The sequence below is a fragment of the Streptomyces gamaensis genome (genome assembly GCF_042656465.1).
In the GTDB taxonomy this organism is placed as follows: domain Bacteria; phylum Actinomycetota; class Actinomycetes; order Streptomycetales; family Streptomycetaceae; genus Streptomyces; species Streptomyces gamaensis.
Genome location: NZ_JBHSPB010000010.1, coordinates 171,635 through 194,049, shown reverse-complemented (window position 1 = coordinate 194,049; position 22,415 = coordinate 171,635). Strand labels below are relative to the sequence as shown.

The 22,415-nt window shown below is 71.8% G+C and carries 20 protein-coding genes, 1 tRNA gene, 1 pseudogene and 1 riboswitch; of the genes and pseudogenes, 6 read left to right on the top strand and 16 right to left on the bottom strand.

Translation table 11 applies throughout. From position 1 onward, the window contains the following. Window positions 1-166: 166 nt before the first annotated feature. On the top strand, window positions 167-1,411 hold the full coding sequence (locus ACFP1Z_RS18445; protein WP_390317514.1) for an acetyl-CoA C-acetyltransferase: 1,245 nt from the start codon (window positions 167-169) through the stop codon (window positions 1,409-1,411). A gap of 434 nt (window positions 1,412-1,845) precedes the next feature. Then, window positions 1,846-2,664 carry a hypothetical protein gene (locus ACFP1Z_RS18440; protein WP_390317513.1) on the top strand — a complete coding sequence of 273 codons (819 nt, stop codon included), beginning with the start codon at window positions 1,846-1,848 and terminating at the stop codon, window positions 2,662-2,664. A gap of 52 nt (window positions 2,665-2,716) precedes the next feature. Here the strand turns inward: ACFP1Z_RS18440 and ACFP1Z_RS18435 are convergent, their stop codons facing one another. Further along, complete coding sequence (locus ACFP1Z_RS18435; protein WP_390317512.1) at window positions 2,717-3,043, bottom strand: hypothetical protein; 327 nt, start codon at window positions 3,041-3,043, stop codon at window positions 2,717-2,719. A 97-nt stretch (window positions 3,044-3,140) separates the two neighbouring features. On the opposite strand from ACFP1Z_RS18435, the gene ACFP1Z_RS18430 reads away from it, so the two are divergent. Next, the gene (locus ACFP1Z_RS18430; RefSeq protein ID WP_390317511.1) at window positions 3,141-3,371 is read left to right on the top strand and encodes a DUF4287 domain-containing protein; all 231 of its coding nucleotides are present in this window, start codon (window positions 3,141-3,143) and stop codon (window positions 3,369-3,371) included. A gap of 127 nt (window positions 3,372-3,498) precedes the next feature. On the opposite strand, the gene ACFP1Z_RS18425 is transcribed toward ACFP1Z_RS18430, so the two are convergent. Both ACFP1Z_RS18425 and ACFP1Z_RS18420 read right to left on the bottom strand, forming a co-directional pair. Then, on the bottom strand, window positions 3,499-4,353 hold the full coding sequence (locus tag ACFP1Z_RS18425) for a Bax inhibitor-1/YccA family protein (protein ID WP_390317510.1): 855 nt from the start codon (window positions 4,351-4,353) through the stop codon (window positions 3,499-3,501). 193 nt (window positions 4,354-4,546) lie between these two features. Then, window positions 4,547-4,629 (bottom strand) — tRNA-Leu (locus tag ACFP1Z_RS18420). A 417-nt stretch (window positions 4,630-5,046) separates the two neighbouring features. On the opposite strand from ACFP1Z_RS18420, the gene ACFP1Z_RS18415 reads away from it, so the two are divergent. After that, window positions 5,047-5,832, top strand: a complete 786-nt coding sequence (locus ACFP1Z_RS18415) for an ABC transporter ATP-binding protein (protein WP_390317509.1) — start codon at window positions 5,047-5,049, stop codon at window positions 5,830-5,832. 54 nt (window positions 5,833-5,886) lie between these two features. Next, on the top strand, window positions 5,887-8,424 hold the full coding sequence (locus tag ACFP1Z_RS18410; RefSeq protein WP_390317508.1) for an ABC transporter permease: 2,538 nt from the start codon (window positions 5,887-5,889) through the stop codon (window positions 8,422-8,424). Window positions 8,425-8,513: 89 nt separating this feature from the next. Here ACFP1Z_RS18410 and ACFP1Z_RS18405 read toward each other — a convergent pair whose 3' ends face one another. The 8 genes from ACFP1Z_RS18405 to ACFP1Z_RS18370 form a co-directional block, all read right to left on the bottom strand. Beyond that, window positions 8,514-9,884: a class I SAM-dependent methyltransferase gene (locus ACFP1Z_RS18405; RefSeq protein WP_390317507.1), complete on the bottom strand. Its 1,371-nt coding sequence runs from the start codon at window positions 9,882-9,884 to the stop codon at window positions 8,514-8,516. Between the two features lie 245 nt (window positions 9,885-10,129). Then, the gene (locus tag ACFP1Z_RS18400) at window positions 10,130-11,518 is read right to left on the bottom strand and encodes an NAD(P)/FAD-dependent oxidoreductase (protein WP_390317506.1); all 1,389 of its coding nucleotides are present in this window, start codon (window positions 11,516-11,518) and stop codon (window positions 10,130-10,132) included. Between the two features lie 403 nt (window positions 11,519-11,921). Then, window positions 11,922-12,863 (bottom strand): Ppx/GppA phosphatase family protein, encoded by a 942-nt coding sequence (locus ACFP1Z_RS18395; protein WP_390317505.1) that lies wholly within the window; start codon window positions 12,861-12,863, stop codon window positions 11,922-11,924. A gap of 62 nt (window positions 12,864-12,925) precedes the next feature. Next, window positions 12,926-13,450, bottom strand: a complete 525-nt coding sequence (locus ACFP1Z_RS18390; RefSeq protein WP_390317504.1) for a DUF501 domain-containing protein — start codon at window positions 13,448-13,450, stop codon at window positions 12,926-12,928. A 68-nt stretch (window positions 13,451-13,518) separates the two neighbouring features. Then, window positions 13,519-13,992, bottom strand: coding sequence for an FtsB family cell division protein (locus ACFP1Z_RS18385; protein ID WP_390317503.1), 474 nt, complete (start codon window positions 13,990-13,992; stop codon window positions 13,519-13,521). Window positions 13,993-14,138: 146 nt separating this feature from the next. Then, on the bottom strand, window positions 14,139-15,419 hold the full coding sequence (eno, locus tag ACFP1Z_RS18380) for a phosphopyruvate hydratase (RefSeq protein WP_390317502.1): 1,281 nt from the start codon (window positions 15,417-15,419) through the stop codon (window positions 14,139-14,141). A gap of 326 nt (window positions 15,420-15,745) precedes the next feature. After that, window positions 15,746-16,486 (bottom strand): transglycosylase family protein, encoded by a 741-nt coding sequence (locus ACFP1Z_RS18375; RefSeq protein ID WP_390317501.1) that lies wholly within the window; start codon window positions 16,484-16,486, stop codon window positions 15,746-15,748. A gap of 3 nt (window positions 16,487-16,489) precedes the next feature. Continuing rightward, a riboswitch (cyclic di-AMP (ydaO/yuaA leader) is annotated at window positions 16,490-16,670 on the bottom strand. A 271-nt stretch (window positions 16,671-16,941) separates the two neighbouring features. Next, complete coding sequence (locus tag ACFP1Z_RS18370) at window positions 16,942-17,625, bottom strand: LysM peptidoglycan-binding domain-containing protein (protein ID WP_390317592.1); 684 nt, start codon at window positions 17,623-17,625, stop codon at window positions 16,942-16,944. Window positions 17,626-17,854: 229 nt separating this feature from the next. Here ACFP1Z_RS18370 and ACFP1Z_RS18365 point away from each other — a divergent pair, with 229 nt between their 5' ends. Next, window positions 17,855-18,250, top strand: a complete 396-nt coding sequence (locus tag ACFP1Z_RS18365; protein ID WP_390317595.1) for a hypothetical protein — start codon at window positions 17,855-17,857, stop codon at window positions 18,248-18,250. Here the strand turns inward: ACFP1Z_RS18365 and ACFP1Z_RS18360 are convergent. The 5 genes and pseudogenes from ACFP1Z_RS18360 to ACFP1Z_RS18340 all read right to left on the bottom strand — a co-directional run. Continuing rightward, a pseudogene (locus ACFP1Z_RS18360) lies at window positions 18,244-18,444 on the bottom strand (transglycosylase family protein); the annotation flags it as partial. The gene ACFP1Z_RS18365 and the pseudogene ACFP1Z_RS18360 overlap by 7 nt on opposite strands. A 214-nt stretch (window positions 18,445-18,658) precedes the next feature. Further along, window positions 18,659-19,978: a cytochrome P450 family protein gene (locus tag ACFP1Z_RS18355; RefSeq protein ID WP_390317500.1), complete on the bottom strand. Its 1,320-nt coding sequence runs from the start codon at window positions 19,976-19,978 to the stop codon at window positions 18,659-18,661. Between the two features lie 156 nt (window positions 19,979-20,134). Next, the gene (locus tag ACFP1Z_RS18350) at window positions 20,135-20,578 is read right to left on the bottom strand and encodes a DUF6479 family protein (RefSeq protein ID WP_390317499.1); all 444 of its coding nucleotides are present in this window, start codon (window positions 20,576-20,578) and stop codon (window positions 20,135-20,137) included. A gap of 51 nt (window positions 20,579-20,629) precedes the next feature. Continuing rightward, window positions 20,630-21,661, bottom strand: a complete 1,032-nt coding sequence (locus ACFP1Z_RS18345) for a nucleoside triphosphate pyrophosphohydrolase (RefSeq protein ID WP_390317498.1) — start codon at window positions 21,659-21,661, stop codon at window positions 20,630-20,632. Window positions 21,662-21,695: 34 nt separating this feature from the next. Next, entirely contained in the window at window positions 21,696-22,322 is a 627-nt protein-coding gene (locus ACFP1Z_RS18340) for a SurA N-terminal domain-containing protein (RefSeq protein ID WP_390317497.1), read from the bottom strand. Window positions 22,323-22,415: the final 93 nt, after the last annotated feature.

The window sequence follows — 22,415 nt, the reverse complement described above, 5'->3', positions numbered from 1 at the left end:
CGCGACACTGGGAACCACCCCGGGAGAAGCCGAGGACGATCCAGGGAACCCCAGGAAAAGAGGCCCGCATCACAGCCGACACCCCGTGACCCGGACGCTACGGACGGGTAACTTCCGAGCGGGTCAACCGCTTTGCGCCCGTCACGCCTCAACGCCAGGAGCCGTCATGCCGGAAGCCGTGATCGTATCTGCCGCCCGCTCCCCCATCGGGCGCGCCTTCAAGGGCTCGCTGAAGGACATGCGGGCCGACGACCTGACCGCGACGATCATCCAGGCGGCGCTCGCGAAGATCCCTCAGCTCGACCCGCGCGAGATCGACGACCTGATGCTCGGCTGCGGTCTGCCCGGCGGCGAGCAGGGGCACAACCTCGGCCGCATCGTGGCCGTGCAGATGGGCATGGACCACCTGCCCGGCTGCACCATCACCCGCTACTGCTCCTCCTCGCTGCAGACCTCCCGGATGGCGATGCACGCGATCAAGGCCGGCGAGGGCGACGTGTTCGTCTCGGCGGGCGTGGAGACGGTCTCGCGGTCGGTCAACGGCTCCTCCGACGGCCAGCCCGGCACCCACAACCCGCTCTTCGCGGAGGCGGAGGCCCGTACCGCCGCACGTGCCGAGCACGGCGTGGGGGCACCCCCAGCGGTAGCTGGGGGAGGGTGGCACGACCCGCGCGAGGACGGGCTCGTTCCGGACCCGTACATCGCGATGGGGCAGACCGCCGAGAACCTCGCCCGGCTCAAGGGCATCACCCGTGAGGAGATGGACGAGTTCGGCGTCCGCTCGCAGAACCTCGCCGAGGAGGCCATCAAGGCCGGTTTCTGGGAGCGCGAGATCACCCCGGTCACCACCCCGGACGGCACGGTCGTCAGCGCGGACGACGGCCCGCGCAAGGGCGTGACCATGGAGGGCGTGCGTGGGCTGAAGCCGTCCTTCCGGCCCGACGGGCTGATCACCCCCGGCAACTGCTGCCCCCTCAACGACGGCGCCGCCGCCCTGGTGATCATGTCCGACACCAAGGCGCGCGAGCTGGGCCTGACCCCGCTCGCCCGGATCGTCTCCACCGGCGTCTCCGCGCTGTCCCCCGAGATCATGGGCTTCGGCCCGGTCGAGGCCAGCAAGCAGGCGCTGAAGCGGGCCGGGATGAGCATCGGCGACATCGATCTGGTCGAGATCAACGAGGCGTTCGCGGCCCAGGTCATCCCCTCCTACCGGGCGCTGGGCATCGACATCGACCGCCTCAACGTCAACGGCGGCGCGATCGCGGTCGGCCACCCCTTCGGCATGACGGGCGCCCGCATCACCGGCACGCTCATCAACTCGCTGCAGTGGCACGACAAGCAGTTCGGCCTGGAGACGATGTGCGTGGGCGGCGGCCAGGGCATGGCGATGATCATCGAGCGGCTGAGCTGAGCCGCAGCGGAGGGTAGGGGTCGCCTGGCCTGTTCGATATGCGGCTCCGCCGCGTGGCGAAGGCGGCACCTGCCCGCAGCGAAGGCGAAGCTCAGCGCGACCAACAGCACGAGCGGCTGAGCTGACGCATCGACCCCAGGCATCGGGCTCAGGTATTGAGCTGAGCCCCACGGTCCGTTTGGCGGGCGGCCACTGGCAACTGCCCGCAGCATCCGTCGCCGACCTTGCCAGAACGTGACCGAATCGCCCCCAGGATGTGACCAATCTCCTGGGGGCTCAACGTTTTCGCAGGTCAGTCCCTTGAAGGGGCAACCTCAGGGGCTTAAGTCCCGCCCGCTTCATGACGTTTTGCACTGTGGGTGCGCACCGGAGCCCACGAAGCTGAGGTAGGAATCAGGGGGAATCTGGGGGATCCACCAACCGGGAGTATGTCAGTGAGCGCCATGTCCCTTGCCCTGCTGCTGGCCGCTGCCACCGCCACGGCCGCGGGCACCGCCGCCCTGTACAGCACTCGCGGCCTGCGCAAGCAGATCTCCGCCCTGCGCGCGGACCTCGCGGCCGCCGCCGCGGAGCGCCAGGAGGCGCCCGCGGTGCCCGCCGCGCGGACGGACCCCGCCGCGGGCGCCGACCTCGACGGGATACGGGCGGCCGTCGCGGACGCGCTCGCCGAGGAGCGCGAGCGGGAACTGGCCGAGGCCCGGGCCTTCTGGGCCGCGCAGGAGGAGCGCGGCACCGGCGCCGCCGACGCGCCCTCCCTGCTGGGCGGGCTGCCCGGCCCCGCCGACGACTGGGCGCACGAGAACCCGTACGCCGGCCCGTACCTGCCCCGGCAGGCCGACTTCGCCGGGCTGGAGCCGCCGCTGACCGAGGCCGAGGCCGCGGACTCCCCGGAGCTGGCCGCCGCGCGCCGCCGCCACCCCTCGCACCCGGACTTCGCGCCCGCGTCCCCGGTCGAGGACCAGGAGAGCACGGCCGAGCGGCTCGCCGAGCTGACCGACCACCGCATCCCGCTCACCGATGTGCGCCCCGGCCCGCTCGGCACCCTCGACGTCTACGTCTTCGCCGACGGCACGACCCTGTGCATGACGCCCGGCCACCGGGAGACCGCCGAACGGCTCGCGGAGGCCCTGCGCGCCGGCGAGGAGCCGGTACTGCTGGGCGGCTCCGGCGTCTCCGGCGCGTACTCGCTGACCTTCGGCTGCCGTACGGAGAACGTCTACGTCCTGGCCGACCGCGTGATCGCTTCGCTGTAGTACGCGCGTTGCCGGGCGCCCGGCAGCGCGGCGGCCCGCCGCGGAGCGGCCGCTACAGCCCGCACCGCTCGGCGGCCGCCTGCACCATGGCCACGGCCTCGGCCACCCCGGGCCGCCCCGGAGCGCCGTGGACGCGCAGGGCCTCCACCAAATCGTGGCCCGCGACGGCCACTTGGTCCGCGGCGGCGAACATGCCCGCCTCCGGCATCCGCCGGGGCTCGGCACCCGGTTCCTCGACACGCTGCGCCCATGCCGCCAACTCGCGGGCCAGCGCCAGCGCTTCCGCCGCCGCCCCACGGTTCAGCCGGGACTGCGGCAGTGCGCGCAGCCGGTCGGCGAAGCTGTCCACCGCGTCCAGAAGAGGCCTCACATCATCCACACCGCGAGCCTATGCGCCACCGACGGACTGTTGCCAACGCATGAACACTCGGGCACGGTGACAGGAAGGACCTCATCCGACGCGTCCGGAGGCGCCGATGTCCCACGTCTTCTCCGACGAGACCCACCGGAACCTGCTCTCCCGGATCCCCCACTGCACGGGCCGTGACATCGCCGAATGGCTGCGCACGGTCGAGGAAGGACCCGCCCTCTTCCGCTTCGAGGAGAAGGTCAGCTGGCTGCGCGGAGAGCACAACCTCGCATACGGCCACGCCAAGGCGATCGTCCACGAGTACGACCTGCGGCGGGCCGCGCGCAAGCTCCGGTAGCGGCCTGTCTCCCCCGGCACCACGGCGCGAACGTACGGCTGTACGGCGAGGGGCCCGGGGGCCCGCCCTGTGAGGCGGGCTCCCGGGCCCCTCGTCACGACAGGTCCGGCACCGGGCCGGACCCCCGCTAGTCGTTGTTCGTCAACAGCTGCACCAGACGCAGCAGCTCCAGGTAGATCCACACCAGGGACATCGTCAGACCGAAGGCGGCCATCCAGGACGCCTCGCGCGGCGCCCCGTAACGGACGCCGTCCTCGATCGACTTGAAGTCCATGGCGAGGAACGCGGCACCCAGCAGCACGCCGATGATGCCGAAGACGATGCCCAGACCGCCCGTGCGGAAGCCGAGGCCGTGGCCGCCGCCGAAGGCCGCGAACAGCATGTTCGCCACCATCAGCAGGACGAAGCCGATGGCCGCCGCCGTCACGAAGCGGTAGAAGCGGCGGTCGACCCGGATCAGCCGGGTGCGGTAGGCCACCAGCACACCGACGAAGACACAGATGGTGCCGAGCACCGCCTGCATCGGGGCGCCCTGCGCGATGGTGTTGTACGCCTTGCTGATCACGCCGAGGAACAGGCCCTCGAAGACCGCGTAGGCCAGGATCAGCGCCGGGGACGGCCGCTCCTTGAACGACTGGATCAGACCCAGGACCATCGCCACGACCGCGGCGCCGAAGCCGAGGCCGACGGGCAGCTTGAGCGCCCAGGCCGCGCCGGCGGCGACGACGACCAGGCCCAGCGTGATCGCGGTGCGGCTGACGACGTCGTCCATCGTCATCCGGGTCTGCGCGGGGGCCTGCGGATAGCCCGTCTGAAGCCCGCCCTGCGCGTAGGGGTTGGCCGGCTCGGCGTACGGGTCGCCCGCGTACGGATTCGCGTACGGGTTGCCCGGGGCCGCGGTCCCGGCCTGCGGCGGCGCGTTGAAGCCCGCGTAGCCGTTGTCGCGGAACCGTCGCGAGAAGACCGGGTTGCTGCTCCTCATCTCACTCCTCCATGGCCACCCTGCGCGGCCTTGCGACCAAGAGTAATGGGTAGGCAAAAGAAATCTCTCGTGCTTTGGGACGATCTCTTACGTCCACCATGACCCGCTGCGCCCGTCCTATACCTCCGGGGACCCGCGCGGGGGGAGCTGTGCCGCACTCGTAGCGGACTCTTGACGCGAGAGATCGCGGGAGTGCCCGGAGCCGGACTTGAACCGGCACGGCCCGAAGGGCCAGCGAGGTTTAAGCTCGCCGTGTCTGCATTCCACCATCCGGGCAGGGCTCTCGGAGCAGGGCGCGGAGCAGGGCGCGCAGGGGGAAACCCACACGGCCTCCCGCGCGTGGAGAGCATCACGAGCCTAGCCCGCGCAGACCCCCCAAACAGCGGAACGAGTACACGAGGTTGTCTTATTTTATTGGCAACTGAGGGTCCATCAGCACAGGGGCGACGCCAAAGGCACATGCCACGGGCCGATACCCCCCGTTCACGCCCGTACCCGCACCGTGGCAGTGAATTGTCGCAATCTCGCTGCCTTCGCCCCGGGGATCGGCGTCATACCAAAGGAGGACGGCGGGCGGGCGGGGTCCGCCCGAGGTCTGCCACGGGAACCAGAGCTGGGGCTGACTCCCCGGACCGGGACGGCACGGACGATGGAACACGTACCTCGTAAGCCGCCCGGACAGGAGCGTCCACCGTGTTCACCTCCCCCCTCGGCGCCCAGCCCGCCGCCGCCCGTACCGCCGTGGCCGCCGCCCGCGCCACCGAGCTGTCCAAGGTCTACGGCCACGGCGAGACCAAGGTGACCGCCCTGGACCGGGTCTCCGTGGAGTTCCGCCGGGCCGAGTTCACCGCGATCATGGGTCCGTCGGGCTCCGGCAAGTCCACGCTCATGCACTGCATGGCCGGGCTCGACACGGTCTCCTCCGGCTCCGCGCGGATCGGCGACGTCGAGCTGACGGGGCTGAGCGACAAGAAGCTCACGCAGCTGCGCCGCGACAAGATCGGCTTCATCTTCCAGGCGTTCAACCTGCTGCCCACCCTCAACGCCCTGGAGAACATCACCCTCCCGATGGACATCGCGGGCCGCAAGGCGGACCAGCAGTGGCTGGACACCGTGGTCTCCACCGTGGGGCTCGCGGGCCGCCTCAAGCACCGTCCCAACCAGCTCTCGGGAGGCCAGCAGCAGCGCGTGGCCGTCGCCCGCGCGCTGGCCGGCAAGCCGGAGATCATGTTCGCCGACGAGCCCACCGGCAACCTCGACTCCCGCTCCGGCGCCGAGGTCCTCGGCTTCCTGCGCAACTCGGTGCGCGAGCTGGGCCAGACCGTCGTCATGGTCACCCACGACCCCGTCGCCGCCTCCTACGCCGACCGCGTCGTCTTCCTCGCCGACGGCCGCATCGTCGACGACATGCAGGGGCCCACCGCCGACGCGGTCCTCGACCGCATGAAGGCCTTCGACGCCAAGGGCCGCACCAGCTGACGCCCGTACGGGCCGCCCCTCCGCCGCACCTCGAACCCCAGGACTCAACACCCCATGTTCCGCACCGCCTTGCGCAATGTGCTCGCGCACAAGGGCCGGCTGCTGATGACGGTGCTCGCCGTGTTGCTCGGCGTGGCCTTCGTCTCCGGCACGCTGGTCTTCACCTCGACGATCTCCAACGCCCAGCAGAACAGCCTGCAGAAGGGCTTCACCGGCGTCGACGTCGCCATCCACACCACCGGCCGGGCCGCCGCCGACCCCGAGGCCGGCCCCGGCAGGCCGGGCGAGCGGCCCGCGCTCTCCCAGCAGCTGCTCGACAAGGCCGCCACCGTGCCCGGCGCCGCCTCCGCGTCCGGCTCGGTCGCCGGCTACGCCGCGGTCGCCGGCAAGGACGGCAAGCTCGCGTCCGAGGGCCAGAGCCCCCGCGGCGCCAACTACTACCCGGGCGGCGACGGCAAGGACGCCCGCTACCCGCTGAAGGACGGCCGCGGCCCGCGCGCAGCCGGCGAGATCGCCCTCGACGCGAAGACCGCCGAGCGCGCCGGGTACAAGGTCGGCGACACCGTGCGCGTCTCCGTCGACGGCCCGGTGCTCCCCCAGAAGCTCACCGGCATCTTCACCTCCGACGACGGCAGCGTCGAGGCGGGCAACAGCCTCACCCTCTTCGACACCGCCACCGCGCAGAAGTTCTACGGCAAGCAGGGCGAGTTCAACGAGATCGCGGTCAAGGCGGCCCCCGGCACCTCGCAGACCGTGCTGAAGGCCGAGCTCGACAAGATCCTGCCGAGCGACACCGAGACCGTCACCGGCAAGCAACTCGCCGACGAGCAGGCCAAGATGGTCAGCGACGACATGAAGGCCATGCAGAAGTTCCTGCTGATCTTCGCCGGCATCGCGCTGTTCGTGGGCATCTTCATCATCGCCAACACCTTCTCCATGCTGGTCGCCCAGCGCACCAAGGAGCTCGCGCTGCTGCGCGCGGTCGGCGCGAGCCGCCGCCAGGTGACCCGCTCGGTGCTGACCGAGGCGTTCGTCGTCGGCGCGATCGCCGCCGTCACCGGTCTGCTGGCCGGCATCGGCATCGGCGCCGTGCTGCGCTCGGTGGTCCGCGACATGGGTGCCTCGATCCCCGACGGCCCGCTCGTCGTCTCCCTCTCGACCGTCCTCACCTCGCTCGCCGTGGGCGTCCTGGTGACGATGCTCGCCGCCTGGCTGCCGGCCCGGCGGGCCGCGAAGATCCCGCCCGTCGCCGCGATGAGCAGCGTGCACGCGGTGGCCTCCGCCAAGTCCCTGGTCGTGCGCAACTCCATCGGCGCGGCCCTGTCGGCCCTGGGCGTGGCCGTCCTGCTGACGGGCTCCGCCAACGAGATGGTGCTGTCCGGGGGCGCGGCCCTGCTGGTCCTCGGCGTGTTCGTGCTCACCCCGCTGCTGTCGCGCCCGCTGATCGCCGCCGCCGAGCCCGTCCTGCGCACGTTCGGCATCTCCGGCAAGCTGGCCCGGCAGAACGCGGTGCGCAACCCGCGCCGTACCGCCGCGACCGCCTCGGCGCTGATGATCGGCCTCACCCTGATCACCGGCATGACCGTGGTCGCCGGCAGCATGCAGCAGGCCGTCGACAAACTGGCGACCAGCTCCCTGAAGGCGGACTTCCTCGTCTCCATGGCGAACCGGAACCCGCTCTCGCCCGAGGTCGAGAAGACGCTCGCGAGCAGCCCGGGCGTGACCGCCGTCAGCCCGGTGCGCGAGTCCCCCGCCAGGATCGGCGACGGCCACACCCCGCTGACCGGCGTCGACGGCCGCACCATCGAGCAGCTGGCGAAGCCGAAGTTCACGTCCGGTTCCTTCGCGGGCCTGTCCGGTGACAAGGCCGTCGTCGACAAGGAACTCGCCAAGAAGCGCGGCTGGAAGGTCGGCTCCTCCCTCCCCGTCACCTTCGAGGACGGCAAGAAGGGCACGCTGACCGTCTCCGGCGTCTACCAGGGCAGCGAGCTGCTCAACGGCATCGTCGTCGACACCCGCACCCTCGCCCCGCACCAGGAGCTCACCGCCGACTCGCGCGTGCTGGTCAAGACGGAGACGGGCGCGAACGAGTCCGCCAAGGACAGCCTGCGCAAGGCCCTCGGTGACAACCCCGCGATCCAGATCGCGGACAAGAAGGACATCTCCAACTCCATCGCCGGAGCCGTCAACACGTTCCTCAACATGATGTACGGGCTGCTGGGCATGGCCGTGGTCGTCGCGGTGCTCGGCGTCGTCAACACCCTGGCGATGTCGGTCTTCGAGCGGTCCCAGGAGATCGGCATGCTGCGCGCGATCGGTCTGGACCGCAAGGGCATCAAGCGCATGGTGCGCCTGGAGTCGCTGCTCATCTCGCTCTTCGGCGGAGTCCTGGGCATCGGTCTCGGGGTGTTCTTCGGCTGGGTCCCGGGCGACATGATCCGCAAGCTGCTGCCCGACTACGCGATGGTGATCCCCTGGGGCCGGATGGTGCTGTTCCTGCTGCTGGCCGCGGTGGTGGGCGTACTGGCCGCGCTGTGGCCGGCCCGCCGGGCGGCGCGGCTCAACATGCTGGCCGCGATCAAGGCCGAGTGACAGCCCGGCCGTTGCACGAAGAAGGGCCCCGCGACGGATGTTCTCCGTCGCGGGGCCCTTCCCGTCCGCCCGTACGGGCAGGCCGGGGGTCAGCGCCAGTCGCGGGCGCGCAGCGGCATGCCGGAGTCGCCGGAGGCAGGCGTACGGACCGCGAGCACCTGGTTGACGCCGATGCGGTTGCGCTCGAAGGACAGCGCGGACGCCGCCATGTACAGCCGCCAGACCCGGGCCCGGCCCGGCGAGGTGAGGGCGACGGCCTCGTCCCAGTGCGCCTCCAGGTTGGCCACCCAGCGGCGCAGGGTCAGCGCGTAGTGCTGGCGCAGCGCCTCCACGTCGCGGACCTCGAAGCCGGCCTCCTCCAGCTGCGCGACCGTACGGCCCACGGGCGCGAGCTCGCCGTCGGGGAAGACGTAGCGGTCGATGAACTCGTCGACCTCGTAGGCCTCCTCGTCCTTCAGCGGGCGGCGGGCGATCTGGTGGTTGAGCAGCCGGCCGCCCGGCTTGAGGAGCCCGTACATGTCGGCGGCGTACTCGCCGTAGCGGACCGCGCCCACGTGCTCGGCCATCCCGATGGACGAGATCGCGTCGAAGGGGCCGTCGGCGATCTCCCGGTAGTCCTGGACGCGGATCTCCACCCGGTCGGCGAGGCCCGCGTCGGCGACGCGCTTACGAGCGTAGGCGGCCTGCTCCTCGGAGAGGGTGATGCCGACGGCGCTCACCCCGTACTCCCGGGCCGCGTGCAGCACCATCGAGCCCCAGCCGCAGCCGACGTCCAGCAGCCGCATCCCGGGACGAAGCGCCAACTTCCGGCAGACCAGGTCGAGTTTGGCGCGCTGGGCGTCCTCAAGCGTGGCCTCGGGCGCGGCATCAGACGTGGCATCGGGCACGGAATCAGACGTGGCATCGGGCGTCGCCCCGGGGCTCTCCCAGTAGGCGCACGAGTAGACCATGGAGGGGCCCAGGACGCGCTCGTAGAAGGCGTTGCCGACGTCGTAGTGGTGGCTGATGGCCTGCTTGTCGCGGCGCAGCGTGTGCAGGGGGCCGCCGCTCCTGCGGGCCTCCTCGCGCGGCGGCCGGGGCGGCAGCCCGACCCCGGCGAGCCTGACGAGCTCGCTGCCCGCGGCGCGCAGCCGCGGGTCGCGCACGGTGGCGAGCAGGGCGGTGAGTCCGGAGTGGCGGGCGGCGCCCTCGCCGCGCTCCCACAGGCTTCCGGCGAGCAGGTCGAGCGCCCGGTACAGATCGCCCTCGACGTCGATGTCGCCCGCGACCCAGGCGCGCGCGAGCCCCAACTCGCCCGGCTTGAACAGCAGTCGGCGCAGGGCCCGGCGGCGCCTGATCACCAGGACGGGAGTGCCCGGCGGACCGTACTCGCTGCGGTCCCAGGCCCGGAGGCGGACCGGGAGCGGGGCCCCCAGCACCTGTTCAGCGAGCACTGTGAGCCGTCGAGCGGCGTCCGGCATGTCGCACACCTCCGTGATGCAAGGTCAGGAGAAACGTTCAACTGATACCTGAACACCAAGGGCGGGGCCCGTAGTCCCGTTCCGTCAGATTAGATCAACTCAGCGGAACCGGATACGGCGCACATCCCCCCGAATGCCGCGAACGCGCGCCGGGAACAACGCGAAAGGGCGCCCGCCCCACGGATTGGCGGACGCCCTCTCGGCGTATGGGTACCGTGCCCCGGACGAGGATCCGGGGGCTGCGGTCAGGAGGCCTTGGCCTTCGGCTGCTCGGCCTTGGCGGCCGGAGCCGGGGCCGGCTTGGCGGCCTCGTAGAACTCCTCGCGCGGGTTCTCCATGGCACGCAGGGAGACGACCTCACGCTTGAGGAACATGCCGAGGGTCCAGTCGGCGAAGATGCGGATCTTGCGGTTCCAGGTCGGCATGGCCAGACCGTGGTAGCCACGGTGCATGTACCAGGCGAGCCGGCCCTTGAGCTTGATCTTCATCTTGCCCATGACGATCATGGCGACGCCCTTGTGGAGGCCGAGGCCCGCCACAGCACCCTTGTTGGCGTGCTTGTACGGCTTCTGCCCGGCCTCGAAGCCGCGCATCGCGGCCACGACGTTGTCGCCGAGGACCTTGGCCTGGCGCAGGGCGTGCTGCGCGTTCGGCGGGCACCAGGCGTTCTCGTTGCCCGCGGCGCGCCCGACGAGGTCGGGGACCTGGGCGTTGTCGCCGGCCGCGAAGGCGTACGGCATGTCCTTGATCTGCAGCGTCGGCAGGGTGTCGACGTGGCCGCGCGGGCCCAGCGGCAGACCGAAGCGGGACAGCGCCGGGTTCGGCTTGACGCCCGCGGTCCACACGATGGTGTTGGCGTCGACCTCAAGGCCGTTCTTCAGCACCACATGGCCGTCCACGCAGGAGTCCATCGAGGTGCTGAGGTGGATCTCGATGCCGCGGCTCGCCAGGTGCTCCTTGCCCCAGGTGCCCAGCTTGGGCCCGACCTCGGGGAGGATCTTGTCGGCCGCGTCGACGAGGATGAACCGCATGTCCTCGCGCTTGACGCTCGGGTAGTACTTCGCGGCGTCGCGGGCCATGTCCTCGACCTCGCCGATGGTCTCCGCGCCCGCGAAGCCACCGCCGATGAAGACGAAGGTCAGCGCCCTGCGGCGGATCTCCTCATCGGTCGTGGAGTCGGCCTTGTCGAGCTGCTCCAGGACGTGGTTGCGCAGGCCGATGGCCTCCTCGACACCCTTCATACCGATGCCGTTCTCGGCCAGGCCGGGGATCGGGAAGGTGCGGGAGACGGCGCCGAGCGCGATCACCAGGTAGTCGAAGGGCAGCTCGTACGCCTCGCCCACGAGCGGGGCGACCGTGGCGACCTTGCGGTCCTGGTCGATGGTGGTGACGCGGCCGGTGAGTACCTCCGCCTTGGGGAGCACGCGTCGCAGCGGCACCACGACGTGGCGCGGGGAGATGCTGCCGGCAGCTGCTTCGGGGAGGAAGGGCTGGTACGTCATGTACGAACGGGGGTCGACGACCGTGACGGTCGCCTCGCCGTACCGCATCTTCTTCAGGATGCGGCGCGCCGCGTACAGGCCGACGTAACCACCGCCTACTACGAGGATCCGTGGACGCTCCGTGGTGCTCATGTTTCGAGTATCCAGCACTCCCCCAGGGGGTGCTCGTGAGCCCCTTCACAAGACCTCGGGTACCGTCTGCTACACTGCGCGGCCCCCGTGACGCATGCCATACCCCGGCAAGGGAACCACCTGCCGCGTACGCGCGTTGTGCACCCCCACTGAACTGGCCTTGTGGCATGCGCCGTCGATGGACCACCGCTGCTCCAGGGCCGGCATAAACGTCTCTTTAACCCGCCCGAAACCCGACCGTTTCCGGCTCACGGGGCCGCAGATGACGCGAAAAGGGGTCCGACGGCCCTTCCCGGCGGCCGACGGACCCCAATTTCATGTGAAGGATTTCACGAACTTTTTTCGGCGGAGCCGCGCGGGCGTCCTCGCAGACGCCCCTGCTGCCCCGGGAGCCCCTGGAGTATCAGGCGATGCTCCAGCCGATTCCGTCGAGAATGTCGTGCTCGCTCACCACGACCTCCCGCGCGCCGGTCCGCTCCATCACGCACTGCAGGACGAGCGCCCCCGCCGCGATGACGTCCACCCGGCCCGGGTGCAGCACCGGGATCGCGGCGCGCTCCTCGTGCGTGGAGGCGAGCAGCCTGGCCGTGATCCCACGGACCTGCTCCACGGTGACACGCGCGTGGTGGACGGCCTCGGAGTCGTACTCCCGCAGGCCGAGCGCGATGGCCGCGACCGTGGTGACCGAACCGGCCAGCCCCACCAGGGTGTGCGCCCCGGTCAGCGGCACCGACTGCTGGGCCAGGTCGAGCGCGGCCTCCACATCGGCCCGTATCGCGGCGATCTGACCGGGCGTCGGCGGGTCGGTGACCTCGCCGTCCGCCACGAGGTGGCGCTCCGTCATCCGCACACAGCCGATGTCCACGCTGCGCGCGGCACGCACGTGCTCCTCGCCGACGACGAACTCGGTCGAGCCACCGCCGATGTCCACCACCAGGTACGGCCCGGTGAGGTCGGCGCGGCCGGCGAGCTCCTTGGTCGCGCCGGTGAAGGAGAACTCCGCCTCCTGATCCCCGCTGATCACCTCGGGCTCGACCCCGAGGATGTCGACCACGCCGCGCACGAAGTCGTCCCGGTTCTCCGCGTCGCGCGAGGCCGAGGTCGCCACGAACCGCACGCGCTCGGCGCCGAGTTCCTTGATGACGGCCGCGTACTCGCGGCACGCGGCGAAGGTGCGCTCCAGCGCCTCGGGGGCCAGCCGGCCGGTGCGGTCGACGCCCTGGCCGAGGCGGACGATCGTCATCCGCCGGTCCAGCTCGGCGAGTTCACCGGTGTGCGGGTCCGCGTCCGCGACGAGCAGACGGATGGAGTTGGTGCCGCAGTCGATGGCCGCGACGCGGGTCATGGACGCTCCTGGGGTCGGATTCGGGTACTGCGCGCGGAGGTTGTGACAGACGGGAGGAGGGCTCACGCGTCCGCGCAGGGCGTGACGCACGGGCCCTTGCGCCACCACTCCGGGAGCATCGCGACGGCCTCGTCGCCGAGCGGGTTGACGCCGGGTCCGGCCGCCAGCGAGTGGGCGACCAGCACGTGCAGGCACTTGACCCGGTCCGGCATGCCGCCCGCGCTCGGGAAGCCCTGGAGCACCTCGATGGCGTCGCGGCGCGCGATGTAGTCCTCGTGGGCCGCGCGGTAGGCGGCGGCGAGCTCGGGGTCCTCGGCGAGCCGGGCGTTCATCTCCTTCATGACGCCCTCCGCCTCCAGCGTGCCGATCGCGGAGGCCGCGCGCGGGCACGTCAGGTAGTACAGGGTCGGGAAGGGGGTGCCGTCGTCGAGGCGCGGGGCGGTCTCGACGACATCGGGGTTGCCGCAGGGGCAGCGGTGCGCGATCGCGCGCAGGCCGCGCGGCGGCCGGCCCAGCTGCTGGTTGAAGGCGTCGATGTCCTCGGCGGTGGGCGGCGTGGGCTCGGTCTGCGGAGGAGGGGTCTGCATGTGCTCGCTCGTGCTCGGGTCCCGTGCTGGGGACGGGGTCGTGTCGGGGTCGGGTCCGGTGGGTGGGGTCAGGGCCTGGCGGCGGCGTCCGCCGTGTCCACACCTTCCCAGAAGTTGGCGTACCAGGGGCGGTCGGCGGCGCCCTTGTCCCGGGGCCGCTTGGCCGTACCGCTGCCGTCGATGACGCTGTATCCGGTCTCGCCGGGGCGCAGATAGTGCAGGTGCTCGCGCGCCTGCTGCTCGATGTACGCGGGGTCCTCCAGCCGCGCCTTCTCCTCCAGCAGCCGCTTGACCTGCTCGCGGGCCTGCTCCGAGCGGTGCCGCTGCTCGGCGATGTCGGAGCGCTGGGTGACCCACTGGCGCATCGGGTAGGCGAGGGCGACGACCATCGAGCAGACGACGAGGGCCAGCAGCGCCGCCCTGCCGGTGAGCCGGCTGCGGCGCGGCGGCCGGCCGCGGCGCGCCGTGGCCGCGGGACCCTGCACCAGCGCGGCGCCCAGCGCCTTGAGCCGGGCCGCGGTGGAGAACCGGTCCGCCGTCACGTCGCCTCCCCAGGTGTCTGTTGCACGCCCGTGCCTCTTGACGAACGTACGTCCCCGGCCACGGTACGGGACCGCGGCCGGGGACGTGGTGAGGCGTGAGGACTTCCCGGCCCGGCGGGGCCGTCGGGAGGTCTTCGCGGGGTGTGTCAGCCCTTGAAGCGCGGGAAGGCGCTGCGGCCGGCGTACACCGCGGCGTCGTCGAGGATCTCCTCGATGCGCAGCAGCTGGTTGTACTTGGCGACGCGCTCGGAGCGGGCCGGGGCACCGGTCTTGATCTGGCCGCAGTTGGTGGCGACGGCCAGGTCGGCGATGGTGACGTCCTCGGTCTCGCCGGAGCGGTGGGACATCATGCACTTGTAGCCGTTGCGCTGGGCCAGCTCGACGGCGTCGAGGGTCTCGGTCAGCGAGCCGATCTGGTTGACCTTGACCAGCAGGGCGTTGGCGGCGCCGTCCTCGATGCCGCGGGCGAGGCGCTCGGGGTTGGTGACGAACAGGTCGTCGCCGACGAGCTGGACCTTGTCACCGAGCTTGGCGGTGATGGTCTTCCAGCCCTCCCAGTCGTCCTCGAACAGCGGGTCCTCGATGGAGACCAGCGGGTAGGCGTCGACGAGCTCCGCGTAGTACTCGGTCATCTCGGCCGCGGTGCGGTCCTTGCCCTCGAACTTGTAGACGCCGTCCTTGTAGAACTCGGAGGCGGCCACGTCGAGCGCGAGGGCGATGTCCTGGCCGGGGGTGTAGCCGGCCTCCTTGACGGCCTCAAGGATCAGGTCGAGGGCCTCGCGGTTGGAGCCCAGGTTCGGGGCGAAGCCGCCCTCGTCGCCCAGACCGGTGGACAGGCCGCGGTTCTTCAGCACCTTCTTGAGGGTGTGGTAGACCTCGGCGCCCCAGCGCAGGGCCTCGGAGAAGGACTCCGCGCCGATCGGCGCGATCATGAACTCCTGGATGTCCACGTTGGAGTCGGCGTGCGAGCCGCCGTTGAGGATGTTCATCATCGGCACCGGCAGCAGGTGCGCGTTCGGGCCGCCCAGGTAGCGGAACAGCGGCAGGTCGGACGCCTCGGAGGCGGCGTGCGCGACGGCCAGGGAGACGCCGAGGATGGCGTTGGCGCCCAGGGAGCCCTTGTTGTCGGTGGCGTCCAGGTCGAACATGGCCTGGTCGATCAGGCGCTGCTCGGTGGCGTCGTAGCCGACGAGCTCCGGGCCGATCTGCTCGATGACGGCCAGCACGGCCTTCTCGACACCCTTGCCCAGGTAGCGGCTGTTGTCCCCGTCACGGAGCTCGATGGCCTCGAAGGCACCGGTCGAGGCGCCGGACGGCACGGCGGCACGGCCGGTGGAGCCGTCGTCGAGGCCGACCTCGACCTCGACCGTGGGGTTGCCTCGCGAGTCGAGGATCTCGCGAGCTACGACGACGTCGATGGACGGCACGAGGGTCTCCTTCGTGTGTGTCTGGAGTTCTGCAGCACGAGCCTAACGGGCCCCGGAGGGTCGCCCTGCCGTTGGAGTGTCCCCCGGACCGAAAATTGCCACAAAACCCGAGATCACGGGATCAATGACCGGAGTGTTCGCTGAGCGGGGAAGTGGCTCTTCGCCGGTTTCCCCCGGTGCTCCGGGGGGCGTGTCCCGGCCCCCGGAAACGGCGGAGCCCCGCTCCGGCGCGCGCTCGGGGAGAGTCGCGCCGGAGCGGGGCGTGCCGCTGCTGCGTGCCCGGGACCGCCGGGCGTACCGGGCCGGACGGGCCGGCCCGGCGGGGGTCAGCGCAGGTGCAGCTGCTGGCCCTCGAAGATGAGGTTGGCGTCCTCGACGGTGTCCTTGTTCAGCTCGTAGAGCTTCTGCCAGCCGCCCTTGACGCCGTTGGCCTCGGCGATCAGCGACAGGGTGTCGCCGGACTTGACCTGGTACTCGCCGTCGCCCTGCTTGACGGGCTTGGGGGCGGCGTGCTTCGGCGCGGCCTGCTGCTTGGGGGCCGGGGCCTCCTCGGCGACCGGGGCGGCGTGCTTCGGCTTGGCCGTCTTGGGGGCGGCCTGACGCTCGCTGCGGTCGGCGTGGGACTTGGCGGAGCGCTGGGACTTCGAGGACTGCGAGGACTTCGAGGAGCCCGACTCCGGGTTCACGTCGGCCTTGGGGCCACCGGAGGTGAGGCCGCCCGCACCGGCGCAGCCCCAGGCACCCGGGCCCTGCATGGCGAGGAGCTTCTCGGCGACGGCGATCTGCGCGGACTTGGAGGCGAGGTCGGCGCGCGGGGCGTACTTCTGGCCGCCGGCGGCGTTCCAGGAGGACTGGGAGAACTGCAGGCCGCCGTAGTAGCCGTTACCGGTGTTGATCTTCCAGTTGCCGCTGGACTCGCACTGGGCGACCTTGTCCCAGGTCTGGACGGAGGCTGCGTTGGCGGAGGTGGCGACCATCAGCGGGGCGGCCACGGCGGCGCCGGTGACGCCGGCGAGCGTGACGATACGGACGGCCTTGGACGGACGACGATGCTTGCCCTTGGACATAAGTCGTTTCCTCACCGACGCCTGCGAGGTGAGCTGTCGGGTTCGGACTGTGAGTTCGCCCGGCCTCGTGTGCGCTGCACACTCGGCTTCACCCCAAGCCGTCCCGGTCCTGCGGTCGGTGACCGTCGGTCCGTTCCGGCGCCTACCTTGGTTCCCCCGCTCCTGCCTACGGCGCTTTCGCGACGACTCCGACGACCGCCGGCAGGATTCGGCGTGGCGGCCGTGGTGCTCGCGGTGGCGAGCGGTCATGACGGTAAACACAGTCGGCGTCAGGCATCAAACCCCTCTTTCCAGCCACAGTTGACGCGCGTTACCCCGAGGAACTCTGTGTTTTCGCAGGTGGGAGGGGGTCCTAGGGCTCTGGGAGGGGCCCGTTCCGGCGGAAGTCAACGAGACCCATGTCTCACTTTCGACTGGAACGGACATTCCCCGCGAACTACCGCGCCAGAACCGCACTATTTGCCGACATCAAGCCTCTGACCAGGAAGGATCAGGTTGGGATCGCTTCCGACAACTTTCTCATTGCGCTCGTACAGGGAATGCCAGCCTCCGGTAACGGAGTGCTGGTCGGCGATGACTGACAGGTTGTCACCGGGACGCACGGTGTAGTTGTCCACCTTGCCGGTGATGTCCGTACGGGCCGAGCCGCCGCTCCGGGAGGCGTGCCCCGTATCGGTGCGCGAGGGCTCCAAGGGGCCCGTGGAACCCGAGGGGGCCGAGGGATCCGGCGCGCGGTGCCTGCCGGTGCCCGGGGCGGGCTCCGGGGTCGCCCGCGGGGCCTGCGCGGAGGGCGCGTTGGGGCTCGCGGTGCCGGGAGTGTCCGCCGGGGCGTTCCGGGTCGGGATGGCGGTGGGGTCGTCGGTGGGTGTGCTCCGGGGGGCGCTCGCCGGGCCGTTCGCGGCCGGGCTCCCGTCAGCGGCGCTCGGGGAGTTCGAGGGCGTGTGTGCGGGCGCGGGCGTGTCCGCGTGGGCGCTCCCGGAGCTGTGCGCGGACGTGCCCTGGGGCGCACCGGTGCCGGGGTCCGCCGCGGGCTTGCGGTGTTTGCCGGTGGCCGCGCCCGTCGCGTCGGAGGTCGTGGGTGCGGGTGTGGCTGAAGTGCCGTGGTCCGCCGGGGCGTCGGGGGTCGTGTGCGGGGTCATTCCGGGCGGCGTGATGCCCGGCGGCACCGTGGGGAGCGTGGGCGCCCCCGGTACCGCGGGAACCGCCGGGGTGTAAGTGGCGTCCGTCTCCGTCGAGGACGCGGGGGCCGACGGGGAGGCCGATGCGGGCGGGGAAGCCGGGGTCGATGACGGGGCCGGGGCTGTCGGTGACGTCGATGGCGCCGGTGACGTCGATGAGGCCGGTGGGTTCGCTGGAGCCTGTGGAGTCGTGGGCAACGACGAAACCGGTGTCGACGAAGAGGCCGACGAAGCCGGCGCGGAGGGTGAGGACGCCGGCGCGGACGGTGTCGAAGACGCCGACGATGCCGAGGACGAGGCAGGTGTCGACGAGGCCGAGGACGAGGCAGGCGTCGACGAGGCGGAAGGTGTCGACGACGCGGACGGGGAGGGAGAGGCGTGCGTGGGAGCGGAGGGCGACGGGGCGTCAGCCGGAGTGCGCGGCGCGTGCGGAGTGGGCGCGGGGGGCGTACGGGTCTGCGTGGAGCCCGGGTTCACCTCGGGCGCCCGGCCGCCCTGGGTCAGGCCCGCCTGCTGCGCGCAGTTCTGCCAGGTCCCCGTCCCCGTCTCGGCGAGGATCTTCTGGGCGACGGCTATCTGCTGCTGACGGCTGGCCAGGTCCGGGCGCGGGGCGTACGCCTGCCCGCCGTGCTGCTCCCACTGCTCCTGGGTGAGCTGCAGTCCGCCGTAGGCGCCGCTGCCGGAGTCGGCGCTCCAGATGCCGCCGCTCTCGCACTGGGCGACCTTGTCCCAGGTGCCGGCGTCGGCGGCGTTCGCGCCGGTGGCGGCGAGCAGCGGCATGGCGATGCCCGCTCCCGTGACCCCCGCGGTGACCACGAGGGCGGGTACCTGACGGGGGCGGCGGTGTCGTCCGTTCCCGGAGAGCATGCGGATGACCTCTCGTCGGCGGCAGTGATGGTCGTCGAACATAGCGACGCGCCCCGGGAGTCACAAGCCGGTGTCGCGTTGATCACGTGCGGGTCACGCGAGTTGACGGTCCGTCACTCACGGTCGCCTACGGGGCGATCCGGTCACCGGGCGTGAACTCGACGGGCAGGGTACGCAGTCCGCGCATGATGAGGCCGCCGCGCCAGCGCAGTTCCTCCGGAGCGACGGCCGGCCGCAGGTCGGGCAGTCGGCGCAGCAGGGTCGCGAGCGCCGTCTGCCCCTCCAGCCGGGCCAGGGGCGCGCCCAGGCAGTAGTGGATGCCGTGCCCGTAGCCCAGGTGCTGGTTGTCGCGGCGGGCGAGGTCGAGGGTGTCGGGGTCGGGGAAGCGCGCGGGGTCGCGGTCGGCGGCGGCGAGCACGACCAGGACGGGGTCGCCCTCGGCGATGCGCACCCCGCCGATGCTCAGGTCCTGGGTCGCGAATCGCCAGGTGGCGAGCTCGACCGGGCCGTCGTAGCGCAGCAGCTCCTCCACGCCGGTCGCGAGCAGGCCCGTATCGCCCTCCGCCAGCGCGTGCTGCAGGCGTGCGCGCTGCTCGGGGTGGCGCAGGAGGGCGAGGGTGCCGTTGCCGATGAGGTTGACGGTGGTCTCGAAGCCGGCGAAGAGAAGGATGAAGGCCATGGCGGCGACCTCGTTCTCGGTGAGGTGCTCGCCGTGGTCGCTCGCGCGGATGAGACCGGAGATGAGGTCGTCGGCCCCTTCCTCCCCCAGGGACTCACGCTTGCGGTGGATGAGCTCGGCGAGATAGGTCCGCATCCGCTTCACGGCGCGGGCCACGCCGCCACGCGGGCCTCCGCCGTGCCGGATCATCATGCCCGCCCAGTCGCGGAAGTCGTCCTGGTCCTCGCGCGGGACGCCGAGCATCTCGCAGATGGCGTAGATGGGGAGCGGGAAGGCGAACTCGTGGATGAGGTCGGCCTCCCCCTTCTCCACGAAGCCGTCGATCAGCCGGTCCGTCAACTCCTGGACGCGCGGCGCGAATTCGGCGACGCGGCGCGGGGTGAACGCCTTGGAGACCAGACGGCGCAGCCGGGTGTGGTCCGGCGGGTCGATGTTGAGCAAATGCGTCATGAGGTTCGCGCTGCGCTCGCCCGGGATGCCGATCTTGCCCTTGCCGTGGGCGGACTCGGAGTGGTGCACGGGGTTCTTCGACAGCCGCTGGTCCGCGAGTGCCTGCCGGGCGTCCGCGTAGCGCGTGACGAGCCACGCCTCGACACCGCTGGGGAGCGCGGTGCGGTGCACGGGCGCGTGCTCGCGCAGCCACGCGTAGGCGGGGTACGGGTCGGAGGCGAACTCCCAGGTGAAGAGGGCGGGGGCGGGGCAGGCGGAGGACCGGGTACCGCTGTGGTCGGTGGTGCGCCGGGGGGAGGAGTCGTCGGTGTCGTGCACTCCTTCGACGTTACTGGGCGCGCCGGAGGCGTGCGGACGGCTGCGGCTGCCCGCTTGAGCGGGCTGGGCGAAGTCCGCGTGGGCGCGAGCGGCCACGACGCCGCCCGCGGACGACGCACCGGACTTTCACCGGACCGCCGGCGGAGCGCCGAGGCTTCAGTGGTGGCCGATGCCTCCGCTGCCGAAGCCGCCGCTGCCGCCCGGGTTCCACTTCTTGCGTTCCTCGGTCGGCTCCTCGGGGTGGCTGCCCGGGTTGTGGATCTCGTGCGGCAGTACCCGCTCCCCCTGGGCCTCGGGGTGCAGCTCGTCCGATTCGCGGTGCTCGGTGACGTATCCGACCGATTCCTCGTCGTGGGCGTGGCCCGGGCCGTGGTCGGGCGCGGGCCGCTCCCGCTCCTCGGGGGTCCGCCAGGCCCCCATCCGCCGCTGCGGCGCGGAGGGCGGCGGCGGCTCCTGGTCACGCTTGCGGAAGCCCCGGACGACGGCGACGATCAGCACGAGCACGACGAAGATGCCGACGACGAACTGGACGATGCCGCCGAGCCACGCGGGGGCGGCGAGGTCGGTGCGGTCGATGAGACCGGTGTGGTCGATACGCATGGCTTTCGGGTACCCGTCGACCACCCGGAAAAGTCGGACATCTAGCGATATCTAGGCCGAATGAGTGCCGGGCTCCCGCCGCGCGGCCTCCGCCGCGTGGATCGCGTCGCGGTAGGTACGGGTCGCCGCGCGCAGCGCGGTCTCGGGGTCGACACCGGCCGCCTCGGCCCGTACGGCCAGGGCCAGCAGTTCGTATCCGATGCCGTCGCCCGACGGCAGACGCGGCGAAAGTCCCTCGGCCCGGGCGCGGGAGGCGAGCTTCGCGGCCAGGGCGAGGGCGGGCTGGCCGAGCGGGACGCCCTCGGTGACCGACGTGCGGCCCTTCTCCGCGGCCTTGGTCCGCATCCAGTGCGCCTTGACGTCCTCGGGGGTCTCGGCCGGCTCCTCGCCGAAGACGTGCGGGTGGCGGTGGATCAGCTTGTCGACGATGCCGCCCGCGACGTCGTCGACGGAGAACGGCTCGTCCGCGTCGTCCTGCGCGATACGGGCGTGGAAGACGACTTGCAGCAGCACATCGCCCAGCTCCTCGCGCAGCGCCTCCCGGTCACCGGTCTCGATGGCCTCCAGCAGCTCGTACGTCTCCTCCAGCGCGTACTTCGCCAGGTCCTCGTGGGTACGGATGCCCGACCAGGGGCACGCGCGGCGGATCCGGTCCATGACCTGCACCAGGTCGAGCAGCCGCGCGCCCGGCAGGTCGTACGAACCGGGGAGCAGCTCCAGCGCCGGCATCGTCTCGCGGCCGGAACCGGCGAGCCGGGCCAGGCCGTCGGTGAGGGCCGACTCCCCGGCGGCGGAGGTGAGGACGACAGCGGTACGGCCGCCCGCGCAGTGGGCGACCAGCTCCCGGGCGCTCGGCGCCGCGTGCTCGACCTCGACCCCGGCCTCCCGCAGATAGGGCAGCTGCGGGTGGCCGGGGTCGGCGCACAGCACACGGTCGGCACCGCGCAGCGCCTGCCACGCGGGCCAGGACAGCAGACCGGGGGCGACCCGGTGGCTGGTGGTCAGCAGGACGATACGGCCGGCCGGATCGGCGGGCCCGGCCCCGGGGGCCGTCGCGCCGACGGGTTCTGCGGAGTCGTTCACACTGTCGAGCCTAGGCGACGGGGGCGGCCGCGGCTCAGGCCGGGCCGTCCAGCGCGGCGGCCGGGCCCGGGGCGGAGGGGCGCAGCCAGGGCTCGACGGCGGCCTGGGCGGTGCCGCGCCGGGGATCCCACACGCCGTACCGGGGGTTGACGTCGACGTGCAGCGACTCCGAGGTGCGCACCAGGATCTCGTTGGTGCGCACGGCACCGAACCTGGCGTCCAGCTTGGCGCGGGTGAGCTGCATGGCCAGGGCCCGGTCGATCTGGTCGGGGGCGATGCCGAGGGCGAGGAATCTGCCGCGGACGGCCTCGGCGCCGCCGTTGGCCCGCTCGACGGCGGCGCGCTGGTCCTGCAGCTCGCGGCGGCTGACGGTGATGCCGTTGTCGCGCCCCGCCTGCTCCACGATCCGGTACTGGATGAGGCGGACGAGGGTGTCCTGGCTCAGCCGGGCGCTGCCCGCGACGAGCTGCTCGGCCTGCGGGGAGGACTGCTGCGCGTCCCGTACGTCCGCGACCTGGCGCTGCAGCTGGGCGACGGAGATCCGCTCGTCGCCGACGACGGCCGCGGCGCCGGGGTGCGCCGTGGACCCGCAGGCGGTGAGCACGGGGGCCGCGGCGAGCAGGGCGGCGGTGACGGCGAGCGCGGTCCTTCGGCGGTTCATGAAGCCTCCCGGCAGGTTCATGCACGAAGTGGATCGGGGCGGAGCCCGTCCTCGGCGCGTGACGGGCGCACATCGACCCGGTGTTGATCGATG